This is a genomic window from Moorena sp. SIO2C4 (genome assembly GCF_010672485.1).
Taxonomy (GTDB): Bacteria; Cyanobacteriota; Cyanobacteriia; order Cyanobacteriales; family Coleofasciculaceae; genus Moorena; species Moorena producens.
On record NZ_JAAHGN010000082.1, the window covers coordinates 1 to 12,867 of the forward strand.

9 protein-coding genes are annotated in these 12,867 nt (G+C 42.5%); 6 read left to right on the top strand and 3 right to left on the bottom strand.

The features are described 5' to 3' along the window. Positions 1-48: 48 nt before the first annotated feature. On the bottom strand, positions 49-366 hold the full coding sequence (locus tag F6K20_RS07050) for a hypothetical protein (RefSeq protein ID WP_287256888.1): 318 nt from the start codon (positions 364-366) through the stop codon (positions 49-51). Positions 367-1,283: 917 nt separating this feature from the next. Continuing rightward, on the bottom strand, positions 1,284-1,574 hold the full coding sequence (locus F6K20_RS07055) for a cupin domain-containing protein (RefSeq protein ID WP_008184039.1): 291 nt from the start codon (positions 1,572-1,574) through the stop codon (positions 1,284-1,286). 189 nt (positions 1,575-1,763) lie between these two features. On the opposite strand from F6K20_RS07055, the gene F6K20_RS07060 reads away from it, so the two are divergent. Continuing rightward, positions 1,764-1,898, top strand: a complete 135-nt coding sequence (locus F6K20_RS07060) for a hypothetical protein (protein WP_287294235.1) — start codon at positions 1,764-1,766, stop codon at positions 1,896-1,898. A 46-nt stretch (positions 1,899-1,944) separates the two neighbouring features. Here the strand turns inward: F6K20_RS07060 and F6K20_RS07065 are convergent, their stop codons facing one another. Then, positions 1,945-2,562: a vWA domain-containing protein gene (locus F6K20_RS07065; protein ID WP_008184037.1), complete on the bottom strand. Its 618-nt coding sequence runs from the start codon at positions 2,560-2,562 to the stop codon at positions 1,945-1,947. Between the two features lie 602 nt (positions 2,563-3,164). Here F6K20_RS07065 and F6K20_RS07070 point away from each other — a divergent pair. The 5 genes from F6K20_RS07070 to F6K20_RS07090 all read left to right on the top strand — a co-directional run. Further along, positions 3,165-3,572, top strand: coding sequence for a fatty acyl-AMP ligase (locus F6K20_RS07070; protein WP_161603162.1), 408 nt, complete (start codon positions 3,165-3,167; stop codon positions 3,570-3,572). 102 nt (positions 3,573-3,674) lie between these two features. Further along, on the top strand, positions 3,675-5,456 hold the full coding sequence (locus F6K20_RS07075) for a fatty acyl-AMP ligase (protein ID WP_008184034.1): 1,782 nt from the start codon (positions 3,675-3,677) through the stop codon (positions 5,454-5,456). A gap of 182 nt (positions 5,457-5,638) precedes the next feature. Further along, positions 5,639-6,604, top strand: a complete 966-nt coding sequence (locus F6K20_RS07080) for an acyl-CoA desaturase (RefSeq protein WP_202799201.1) — start codon at positions 5,639-5,641, stop codon at positions 6,602-6,604. Positions 6,605-6,740: 136 nt separating this feature from the next. Continuing rightward, on the top strand, positions 6,741-7,043 hold the full coding sequence (locus F6K20_RS07085; protein ID WP_008184030.1) for an acyl carrier protein: 303 nt from the start codon (positions 6,741-6,743) through the stop codon (positions 7,041-7,043). 430 nt (positions 7,044-7,473) lie between these two features. Continuing rightward, the coding region (locus tag F6K20_RS07090) for a type I polyketide synthase (protein ID WP_287294237.1) at positions 7,474-12,867 on the top strand (5,394 nt) is incomplete at its 3' end.

The window sequence follows — 12,867 nt, forward strand, 5'->3', positions numbered from 1 at the left end:
TCTATTGCCTATTGTCTTGGGCGTAGCGCTATACTTCACCAGTCCTAGTTATATAACATGACCTGGATGAAAACCAGGTTTTGGAGGACTGTAGAGGTCTTCGAGAAATGGCGGTGGTGGTGGTCCTTCCCGCAGAATGATACAGTCGTGGGGTGGCGGTGGTCCTTCCCGCACAATGATCCAGTCCTCGATTGGAGGAGGTCCTTCTCGTATAATTGGGAAGTCTCGTATGTCATGGATCAATTTCGTCCCCCCCTTGATGTCTTTAGTTTTTTCGTGACCAAAATTGGTCACATACTCTAACGATTGATCATCACTGGGAGAATCCAGTTCGTAGATTTTAACAAAACTCGCGGAATTCCCCACCTTCTTTAAAGGTGTTGAAGTTACCGTAAGGATAGGGTCGCCTTTATGGTTAGTCGATTATGGGTAAAAGGGTTAAAACTTTTTGATTAAGGCTCCACTATCCTAAGGTTTCGTCTCTGGGATGGATAGCGAGACGAGGACTTGTTGCGAATCGTGTTATAATAAAGTTGGTCGATGACCCGCCTGACTGACTAAAAGGCTACCTTAAAGGTGTAAAAGTACTAGCAGAGCTCAGGGAAGAGACAAGCCCCGGCTGGTTGGCCATAGAGCCGTAATTCCAAGGTGAGTCTGTCGAAAAACTATACATCTGCGGAAGGCGGATGTCTGCCTGTGGACGCTGAGTAAGACCAACGCTAGCTTGCTGGTTGAGGCATCGGCGGATGAAGCGGGAAGCCCATTTGACGAATAAGACCGTCCCTGATTTGAGTTGAGATTGGAAGCCCCAGCCTCAGCGAAGCAGGCTGGGGTACTTCACCCATGTTGCAATGTAACGTTAAGTGGACAAATTTAACACTATAGCGGTTTTGAATTCGCTGAGGTACACAATTTTTTGATTTTAGGGAACAGGGAATAGGGAATAGGGAACAGGGAAAAAATCCGGCGTTGCTGATTCTGGGTATGGTTTCGCCCCCCTAGGGCGTGTTTTCTTGCCTCGGAGATCCCCCGTTGGTCCCCCTTAAAAAAGGGGGACTTTGAGTATGGCTCCCCCCTTTTTTAAGGGGGGCTGGGGGGGATCATAATCTTGCGGAAAACTTTGAAAACACGCCCTAGCCCCCCAAGCGAGGGATTGCTCGCTTGGGGGGAACAAAACTCTTAAAGTCCCCCAAGCGAGGGATTGCTCGCTTGGGGGATTTAGGGGGCTTTAACTTTCACCAGATAATCGCGCATTCATTCCTTAATTCAGCAACGCCAAAATTCTAGCCAAATTGATAGTGTTTTCTAACATTAGAAATAATCTTCCAGGTGCAAGACATTCCAGCTGGGAAAGTGACCAAATCTCCTTTGGCAATTTGAACTGGTTCACCACCATCTGGCGTGACAACTACTTCACCTTCTAGTAAGTAACAAATTTCCTGTTCATCGTAAGTCCAGGGAAATTCCGAGACTTCCTTTGTCCAAATTGGCCAATTTGAGACACCCAAGTTATCAAGATGGTCTTGGCTAGGACGTTCAATCATAATTTTATTGATATTGGTTGGTGTAGACATATAGCGTTTGTATTTGAGTTGTGAACAGAATCCTTAGGTAAAGGCAAGAGGCAAGAGGCAAGAGGCAAGAGGCAAGAGGCAAGAGGCAAGATTTAATCAAGTCAAGTATATAGGTATTTTTGATAAAAAAACAAATGGTATTCCTTGTTTAAACTTATTGGGAAATGCTATAGTTTTTGCAACTTAACCGTGTTCATTGGTAAGCATTCATTTTCATCAAAGCTATCAGCTAATACCCATAAGCTGGTCAGCTATCAGCTATCAGCTATCAGCTTTGGGCCTGTGGCCAGGCTACTGGAGGTGCTTTTGAATAAAATAAGCTGAAAGCTCAAGGCTGACGGCTGACGGCTGACCGCTGATAGCTTACATCCTAATCATATAGGGCATCGAGCAAAAACTTAGTAATCTGACTTTCCTCCATAGCTGACAAAAGCTTAGTGTCGGCAATATCTAACTTAGCGCCCGCAGCATGTAAATCATCATCTAAAGCAGTTAGAAAACCACGAGTAATGGGGTCTTCCCCCACTTGGGCAAACATCACACCCAGTTCTTCCTGAGAATCCATCTTATTAGTTGCTGCCACTAGCAATTTGACTACAGCCATGGGTGGCTTTGGTTCACTATCCAGGATGACGATAATAATATCACCGTTTGCTTTTGTCTGCTGGCGGGATTTACGGCTAAAGTGGTCATCAAGTGCAACTTTGAGCGGCTCAACCACATTGATGCTGTCTGAACCATAGGGCTGCTCAAACAGGTCAACTAATGCCTGACTAGTGGTGTTGTCATATTTTTGATAGGGAGTAGATGCAATATAAATAGTGAGTCCATCTGGATCAAGTTCCTCACATTTCTTTGCCAAGGCGATAATAGACTCCTGAGCTAGCAACCACTGCTTGTCCAGTCCAGGCAGGGTTCCAAAATTTTTAGAGGCATTTCTTGCCAGAATTATGGTGTAGTCTCGGTTTTGCAATAGGTCTTGAGACACAGTTATCCTCTGATCTCCATTAGCATCTTATCCTAAGTTTTCCCAGAAATCCTGATCAGATCCAATCAGGAGTTGGGAGAGTCTGGTTGAAAATGTTATTTTTCTATAGCTTTTTCTATAGCTAAGGAGTCCCAGACAAGTAAAGTGGACTGTTAAGAGTTGGAAACTTTGGGTCTCGGAATAGGGAACAGCAACGGTTTGAGCAACTTCAAGTTTCTTAACACAGTTCAAAAAAAAAAAAAATTAATAGCGTTTATATTAGTAATGAGATATAGAGCATTTTTTCCCTACTCTCTACTTCCTACTCCCTAAAACCTAGGACGAAAGTACCTTAATCAATGGATTACTGCTAGTGAGTACTCCTAGATGTCAGAGTACTTAGGTTTTATATATCTATAGGTGGGACGAGAGTCAAGCAGAATTTATTTACGATTAGGGTTGACAGGTTATTTTTTTCGTGCTAAATTTCTCATGGTGCCGAATTTCGTTGCCTCTCAAGGCTCAGAAACCTAAGTACACCTAAGTAAAGTTAAAACAGTAAAAAACTGTTGAAACGGAGCAAGTAAGCGTTGAAAAACGCTATCTACCAAGGAGGTTGAAACTTGAAAAATATCAGATTTTCAGACCTTGACGAGAAGTTTGACAATCTGGTAGAGTTGTGGCGCTTGAGAGCCCATTCTCAGCCTGAACAAATCCCTTATACCTTCAAGGAAAAAGGGGAAAAAGAAACTGCTCGTATCACCTATGAGGTATTAGAGCAACGCTCAAGGGCGTACGCCTGTCAGTTGCCGTCTCTGGGGGCAACGGGGGAACGAGCAATGCTCGCTAGTAGTACCACCAGGTATAGACTTCATTGCTGCTTTGTTTGGGTGCTTGTATGCTGGCGTAATTGCAGTGCCCACATATCCACCACCCCGACGCAGTCAAAATCTGTCTCGGTGGTTAGCGTACGCATACCTATGCAGAGGAAAGCACTAGAACAAAACCAAGTAATACCAGTCTGTAGCTAGGTTACAGGTGTCCGTAAGGTTATAGGTTGTGGTCAGCCATGGTTAGACCAGAAAATTGCGTACGTTATTGGCAAACAATAGTGGTGAATCCAAATTGAGTATATGAAAAATGAGCAAGAATTTTCTACTTTAATTGACCTTCTTCAATATCGCTCCCACTATCAATCTGCTCGAAAAGCTTACAGTTTCCTACAGAATGGGGAAAAAGAGGTAAATAGCCTAAGTTACAAAGAATTAGATGAAAAAGCCAGGGCAATTGCTGTAGAACTTCAAAAACAAGTAGATAGGAATGAAAGGGCTTTACTCCTATATCCACAGGGACTAGAATTTATCGCCGCCTTATTTGGGTGTTTGTATGCAGGAGTGGTTGCCATTCCGGCACCACCACCAGACCCAATTAGACTGAAGCGGACACTACCTAGGCTTGAAGCAATTGTCTTTGATGCCCAAGCTTCGGTAATACTTACTGATTTTTCCAAGTATTCCCAACTCAAAGAATCCACTTCTCAGTTGTCTTCAGAATTCCAAAGCATCAAATGGATAGTTAGCGATAAAATTCCTATTTCGCTATCACAAAAATGGCAAAAACCAGATCTAAATGGCGATACTCTGGCTTATCTTCAATACACATCCGGCTCCACTTCAACACCAAAGGGTGTGATGCTAACCCACAAAAATTTAATACACCACTGTAGTTACATAAAAGAAGCTTGGGGTTATACATCAGACAGTATCGCCACAACGTGGGTTCCCCATTTTCACGATTATGGACTCGTTGATGGACTAATCCAACCGCTATATTCCGGTATTCCCTGCTATGTGATGTCGCCCATCGCCTTCTATATGCGACCCATTCGTTGGCTACAGACAATTTCACGCTACCGAGTTACCCATAGTCAAGGACCAAATTTTGCCTACGAACATTGCCTAAGAAGAACCACAGCAGAACAAAGGGCGAATTTAGACCTAAGTAGTTGGCGTACAGCTAGCAACGGAGCCGAGCCAGTTCGCCAAGAAACAGTGGAAAATTTTATTGCCACTTTTGAACCATTTGGTTTCCGTAGGGATGCTCTTTATCCAGCTTATGGACTAGCGGAAGCAACTTTGTTGGTTTCGACTAAAAAACATGGGGAAAAAGCCAGGGTGTTGACCTTAGCAGCAGAAGCCCTAGAAAAAAATAAAATTGTAGTAGTATCACCAGCAGACAAAGATCAGGTAGTACGATTTGTAGTTAGCTGTGGACCTCCCATTGGTGGGATGAAAGTGGCGATCGTTAATCGAAACACTTTGAGAAAATGTCAACCAGATCAGGTAGGAGAGATTTGGGTCTGCGATCCTAGTATGGCTGTAGGATACTGGCATAGGTTAGAAGAGACAGAAAAGACTTTTCATGCAAACCTTGCCGAAAGTGGTGAAGGGCCATTTATGCGCACAGGGGATTTAGGATTTTTGAAAGATGGGGAACTATTCATTACAGGGCGTATCAAAGACGTGATTATTATTCGTGGTCGCAACCATTATCCCCAAGATATTGAATTGACCGTGGAAAAAAGTCACCCATCACTGCGTTCTAGTCATGGAGCAGCATTGGCAGTGGAGATTAAGGGAGAAGAACGTTTAATAGTGGTTCAGGAGGTGGAGCGTAGTTACCAAAAGACACTAGATCTAAATGAGGTAGTGGGAAATATTAGAGAGGCAGTTACAGACGAACATGATCTACAGGTGTATTCTGTAGTATTAATAAAAGCTGGGAGCATTCCTAAAACATCAAGTGGTAAAATACAACGCTCTGCTTGCCGAGTTAAGTTTTTGGAAGGAACATTAGACCAGTTGGAAGCCAGGGGAAAAGTGGCAAGTAAAAGACAAGCAGCGGTCTCCACTTAAATGGAGGTAGTTTTGATGGGTTGATTTGATAAAGATTGATGATATAATTTGATGGAATTTACCGAGATACCGCCAATTATGTAACCGGGAAAATTAGGCCCTAGATCCTTAGTATTAAACAGGTGTTATGGCCTTGTAAAAAATGAAAAAATTTAGAAAATGGTAACCAAGGAGACAGTTTGATGTCAATTCCAATGGATGTGACCAAAGAATCTTTTAAACCAGCCAAAACTCAAAAGTCAAAAACTATATTAAATGACTACATAAAAGGTCTCCAGACCAAACACTTTCTGTTGTACAATGTCATTCCAGCAATCGGAACAGTAATAGCGATCGCTTTACTATGGTGGTACCCGATCAGTAGCGTGGAAATAGGACTACTAATAGGAATGTGGGCATTGAGTATGATTGGGATGAGTTTGGGACTACATCGCTACTTTGCCCATCGTGCTTTTAAAACCAGCGAGACGATGAGAGTCATTTTAGCAATTCTAGGTTGTATGGGCGCTCAAGGACCTGTAGTCTCCTGGGTAGCAGTGCATCGTCGCCATCACGAGTACAGCGACCTGCCTGGTGATCCCCATTCCCCAAATCCCGAATTACTAGGGGAAGGAATATTTGGGAAATTACGAGGTCTGTGGCACGCCCATGTGGGTTGGCTAACAAACCACGAGTATCCTAACCCGATGTATTATGCGCCAGAATTGATGCGAGACAAAACCATTAGCAAGATTAATCGCCATTATGTAGTGTGGATAGTTTTGGGTCTGCTAATGCCAACTATTTTAGGAGGAATTATTCATGGCTCTTGGATAGGGGCTGTGGAAGGTCTTCTGTGGGGTGGATTTGTAAGGATGTTTGTGGTAGATAACTCCATTTTAAGTATCAATTCATTTTCTCATGCTTTTGGGACTCATCCTTTCGATAGTAAAGACCAGAGTCGGAACAATATTTGGGTGGCTATTCCTACTTTTGGAGAATCCTGGCAGAATAATCACCATACTTTTGAAAATTCGGCAGCGATCGGGTTAAAATGGTGGCAAATAGATTTAGGTTACTGCCTAATTTGGTTATTGGAAAAATTAGGTTTAGTTTGGGATGTGAAGTTGCCAAGCGCCAAAATGCTCGAAGCTAAGAAGTTAGCTTGATTGTTCAGAAGAAATAAAAATAGGAAACCTGAACAAGATTAGGAGGTGTAACTATCATTAATTGGTGAGAGCTGATGATAGTTACACGTATCGTCAATAATTTCAGTAAAATCTAGTAACTCCCCATCAATAAATTATGGAAAACTTAACCGTAGAGACCGAAAACCTGACTAGTGTAGATAATGGAAGTATAGAGAATAAGAATCAACCCACAGTAGATGAGGTTCAGGAGTGGTTGATTTCTTATCTGTCACAACTATTAGATCTAGAAATTGAAGAAATATCGACAAGTACTTCTTTTAATCGTTACGGTCTAGATTCTTCAGCCTCAATATCTTTAACAAGCGATTTCGGGGATTGGCTATCAAAAGAAATAGACCCAACAATTCTGTATAGTTACCCCACAATAGAAGCTATGGCAGAGCACTTTGGTGCATAATATTTGTTGAAATTCACTGGTGATTGCTGAGAGGATATCTGAAAAGTTTTTTGATCCTGAATTTTGCCCCCCTGACCCCCCAACTTTGGGGGAAACAAGAGTCAATTTGCTTCTAAAAGTCCCCCAGAGGGGGACCAACGGGGGCTTGGATGTAGCAAATGAGACTTCTCAGACAACCTCTGAGGGATATCTGATATATTCCTCAGCCATAGTGTAGCCAATAAATAGTTTGTCAGTAAATCACCTCTAACTGTATTAGATTAGTAATACAGATATTAATAAAAATTAATATTAAGTCTGAAAAAAAAATCAAATGTTAAAATAATTTTGGGGGATACATAGAGCTATAAACCAAAACTAAATTTTAAACAAATAATTTTAAAATAATTTATGTAAATAACAAATTCGAGAATAAAATAGTTAAATACCAATGAATAAAGAACCAATAGCAATAATAGGAATGGGATGTCGTTTCCCAGGAGCTAAAAATCCCGAAGAATTCTGGGAATTACTGTGTAATGGTATAGACGCAATTACCGAAGTGCCAGCTTCTCGGTGGGATAACGAATTATTTTATGACGCCGACATCTCCAAGCCAGGGAAAACGAACAGTCGGTGGGGTGGCTTTCTAGAGCAAGTAGATCGATTTGACCCGAATTTTTTTGGTATTTCTCCCCGAGAAACCCAAACAATGGATCCCCAACAACGGCTATTGCTGGAACTAGCTTGGGAAGCTTTAGAAGACGCTGGACAACCACCAGAAGAATTGGCAGGTACACCCACAGGGGTATTCATGGGGGTATCAAGCTTCGACTACTACGAACTCATCGCCCAAAATCCCAGTAACTTTAGTACCTATACAGGCACAGGTAACTTAAATTGTATTAACGCCAATCGCCTCTCATACTTTTTCGACTTCCATGGACCGAGCATGGCCATAGATACTGCCTGTTCTTCATCCCTGGTAGCAGTACACTTAGCTTGTCAAAGCCTGTGGAGTGGAGAATCTAGCCTAGCTTTGGTGGGAGGCGTACATATGGTGACATCGCCGTGGATGTCAGTAGCCTATGCCCAAGGAGGATTTATGGCTGCTGACGGTAGGTGTAAAACCTTTGATGCCAAAGCTGATGGTTATGTCCGCAGTGAGGGTGCAGGGTTAGTGATACTGAAACCACTATCTCTTGCCCTGGCTAACAGAGACCGCATCTATGCCTTAGTCAAGGGAAGCGCAGTTAACCAAGATGGATACAGCAACGGACTGACAGCCCCCAATCCCTTGGCACAGGAAGCGGTGTTACGGGCAGCGTACAAAAATGCAGGAGTTTCACCAGGTCAGGTTCAGTATATAGAAGCTCACGGGACTGGGACAAAACTGGTAGACCCGATGGAGATGAAAGCCTTAGGAGCAGTGCTTTCTGTTGGTCGTGCTCCTGGTGACTACTGTGCAGTCGGTTCAGCTAAAACCAATATCGGACATTTAGAAGCACCAGCAGGTATTGCCGGATTAATTAAAGTGGCGCTGTCACTTCACTATCGCCAGATTCCACCAAGTCTAAATTTCACTGAGCCGAATCCTTATATCAAGTTTGACGAAATACCATTGCGAGTACAGGAAACTCTGACACCTTGGCCAGAAAAATCAATGCCAGCGTACGCAGGTGTGAGTTCCTTTGGTTTTGGTGGCACTAACTCCCATGTGGTGTTGGCAGAAGTAGAGAACAAAGAACTCTTAATAGGGAACACGGAAGAAAAACGGTTAGAACGTCCAGTAAATCTGCTTACGCTCTCAGCGAAAACGGAAGAAGCTCTAGAACAGTTAGTGACCGGTTATGAGCACCACTTGAAAAAACATTCAGAATTGGCAATAGGAGATGTTTGTTATACAGCCAATGTGGGGCGTACGCATTTCAAATATCGCCTCGCTGTTGTCACCAAATCAACAGAGCAGTTACAGGAACAATTAAAGGCTACCGCAGAAAGAGAGGAAACACCAGGAGTTTTCAAGGGTCAAAAGATTGGTCGCAAGCGTCCTAAAGTCGCCTTCCTTTTCACCGGTCAAGGTTCCCAGTATGTAAATATGGGACGGCAATTGTATGAAAGTCAACCTACTTTTCGTCAAGGGTTAGATCAATGTGATGAAATCCTACGTCCGTATTTGGAACATTCGCTTTTAGAAGTACTTTATCCTCAAGAAGCACAAAACTCAAGTTCTTCTTTGCTAGACCAAACTGCTTATACCCAACCGGCTCTATTTGCTATTGAATATGCCTTAGCCAAGTTATGGTTTTCTTGGGGCATTAAACCAAATGTGGTGATGGGCCACAGTGTGGGAGAATATGTGGCAGCTTGTATTGCAGGAGTTTTCAGTCTTGAAGATGGTTTGAAGTTAATTGCCATGCGTGGCAGGTTAATGCAGCAGTTGCCTGCTGGTGGCAAGATGGTATCGTTGTTGGCATCGGAGGAGCGGGTCAAAAAGGCGATCGCGGACTATAGTTCCCAAGAGGGGTTGGAGAAGTCCGCTGTCAGCATTGCTGCCATCAATGGGCCAGAAAGTATAGTGATTTCTGGTGAGAGTGAAGCGATCGCAAGTATTTGTAGTAAACTAGAAGTAATGGGAGTTAAGACTAAACAGTTACAGGTATCCCACGCTTTCCATTCTCCTTTGATGGAGCCAATGTTGGCCAAGTTTGAAACTATAGCCAAACAAGTCACTTATAACAAGCCTCGAATCAAACTTATTTCTAATGTCACTGGCAAACTGGTAGGTGATGAGATCACTTCTGCTGAATATTGGGTTAACCATGTCCAGCAACCAGTGAGCTTTGCCCAGAGCCTGAAAAATACGTATCAAGAGGGTTGCAAACTGTTCCTAGAAATTGGACCCAAACCAATATTACTGGGGATGGGACGTCAATGTGTACCAGAAGATGTAGGAGTATGGTTACCATCATTACGTCCAGGAGTGGATGAATGGCAACAAATGCTCTCTAGCTTAGGACAATTGTATGTAAAAGGAGCCAAAATAGATTGGTCAGGGTTTGACTCTGACTATAGTCGTCAGAAAGTAGCATTGCCGACTTATCCATTCCAACGGGAACGTTATTGGATAGAAACCAACAACAACTTCTGGCCTAAACAGCAATTTTCAAAAGGGGAAAACCTCCATCCCCTATTAGGTCAAAAGCTAAATTGTGCAGGGGAACAACAAATATTTGCATCACAAATAGGAGAAAAATCACCCAATTATCTCAGCCACCACCGAGTATTTAATCAAGCACTATTTCCCACAACCGGCTACCTAGAAATAGCAATAGCAGCAGGAAATCACCAATTAAAAACACCCCAGATAGTAATAGAAGACCTAACCATAGGTAGAGGATGGATACTACCAGCAGGAGAATTGACAAATGCCCAAACCATACTCACCCCAACAGACAACCAAAGCTACAAGTTTCAAATATTTTCTCAACCAGAACAACAGGAGTGGAGACTCCACACCACAGGAAAAATCAGAAAAGAGTCAACCCCCCCTACTCAGACAAAAATTGACCTAGAAAAATACAAGAGTGAATTTAATCAAGCAATAGAAGTCAAACAACATTATCAAAAATGTCAACAAGTAGGGATAGACTACGGAAATAGCTTTCAAGGCATTCAAGAATTGTGGTCGGGTACAAACCAAGCACTAGCTTATATCAAACTCCCCGAAGAATTGATAACACAAACAAGGGACTATAATTTCCATCCAGCACTATTAGATGCAGCCTTGCAAGTAATATTTCAGGCACTCCCAGCAACAGATAGTGACCAAACTTATCTGCCAGTAGGAATAGAAGAATTCAAACTATATAAGAATCCCGGGCTGAGTCTATGGGCCTACGCATCAGTAACCAGTCCCGAAGTGAAAACTCCAGAAAGTTTAACGACTCTTGTCACCATAGTAACTCCTTCAGGAGAAATAATTGCCAACCTCAAAGGTTTACAACTAAAACTAGCAACTAAACAGACCCTACTGGGAACAGAAACCGAATCAATAGAAAATTGGTTGTATGAAGTAGAGTGGAGAAGCCAAGGTATTTTAGGTAAACTACTCCCTCCAGATTTCCTGAGACCTCCTGTAGAAATTGCCCAAAAATTAGCTCCAACTCTGACAGAATTAGTAACTCAAGTAGATCAGAAAAGAACAGGGTCTATTGAAACAAGCTTAGAAGAATTAACTGTAGATTATATAGTACAAGCATTGCACGAAATGGGTTGGTCATACAAACCAACAGAAAGCTTTGAATTTGATGCAGCAGTCAAAAAATTAGGCATAGTTCCCAGTCAGAGACAACTGTTTAAGCGTCTGCTACAAATATTAACAGAGGTGGGAATACTCAATTATAATCAGCAGCAGTGGCAAGTGGAACAAACCTTAGCTCAAGTCAAGCCTACTGAAAAAAGCCAGAGTTTACAGAATCAATATCCAGAAGAAGCAGCAACATTGACACTACTGGAACGTTGTGCAAGTCAATTAAGTGGGGTATTACGAGGAGCAATAGACCCAGTTCAGTTAGTTTTCCCCCAAGGAGATTTGACCACAGCGACTCAACTTTATGAAGAGTCAACAGTAGCTAAAGTGATGAACACAATAGTAGAAAAATCCATCACCAAGGCTATAGAAAAATTACCTAAAAGCCGAGGCATACGGTTGTTGGAAATCGGAGCGGGAACAGGAGGGACGACCAGCTATATCCTGCCTCATCTAAATCCCCAGCAAACCGAATATATATTCACCGATATAGGGGCATTATTTACAGCAAAAGCCCAAGATAAATTCCAGGATTATCAATTCATTAGCTATCAAACCTTAGACATAGAAGTAGATCCGAAAAGTCAAGGATTTGAGGCTAATCAATATGATATAATTATTGCAGCCAATGTCCTCCATGCAACCACAATTATGAAGCAGACATTATCCCATGTGCGAGAACTATTAGCAGATGGGGGAATGTTAGTGTTGTTAGAAGTAACAACTGCTCAACGATGGTTAGATTTAGTATTTGGACTGTTAGAAGGATGGTGGAAATTCAATGATTATGAATTACGACCAGATTATCCTTTGCTGAGTAGAGACCAATGGCAAAAGGTGTTGAGAGAAACAGATTTTACCGAAGTAGTCACCATGCCAGAAGTGGAGGGAATGGCAGAAACATTGTCAGGGCAAACGGTAATTGTAGCTCAAAGCTCTCAAACGAAGTTAGAACAAACGAATGATGGTTCTAAGAGTTGGTTGATACTAGCAGACAAAGAGGGAATAGGTAAACAGTTAGCAAGGCAACTGAACTCAGTGGGAGAGGTTTGTACTTTAGTGTTTGCTGGAGAAAAGTATCAACAGATAGCTCCCGCAGAATTTACCATTAATCCCAACAACCTTGAAGATTTTGAGGAAGTAATAGAGACAGTAGCAGGGAAATCACCATCATTATATGGAGTAGTACAATGTTGGACGACGGAAGCCGGAGTGGGGCAAACTGTTAATTCTGAGGAGTTAGGAAGTTTGTCTAAGCTAGGGTGTGGCACAACTCTATCTTTAGTACAAGCATTGGTAAAAGCAGGGTTATCCATTGTACCTCGATTATGGTTAGTGACGAGTGGTGCTCAAGCAGTGTCGTCAAATCATCCGGTCATACCAGGAGTAGCCCAATCTTCGGTGTGGGGAATGGGCAAAGTGATTAGCTTGGAACATCCAGAATTGAACTGTACTCGTATAGATTTAGACCCAGAGGAGACTATAGAGGGTCAAGCTGATGCACTCTTTAATGAAATCTGGTCGGAGGATTCC

Excerpts from the sequence above, each read along its gene's own strand:
- F6K20_RS07055 (WP_008184039.1), bottom strand. The coding sequence starts at position 1,574 with ATGTCTACACCAACCAATATCAATAAAATTATGATTGAACGTCCTAGC.
- F6K20_RS07075 (WP_008184034.1), top strand. The coding sequence starts at position 3,675 with ATGAAAAATGAGCAAGAATTTTCTACTTTAATTGACCTTCTTCAATAT.
- F6K20_RS07080 (WP_202799201.1), top strand. The coding sequence starts at position 5,639 with ATGTCAATTCCAATGGATGTGACCAAAGAATCTTTTAAACCAGCCAAA.
- F6K20_RS07085 (WP_008184030.1), top strand. The coding sequence starts at position 6,741 with ATGGAAAACTTAACCGTAGAGACCGAAAACCTGACTAGTGTAGATAAT.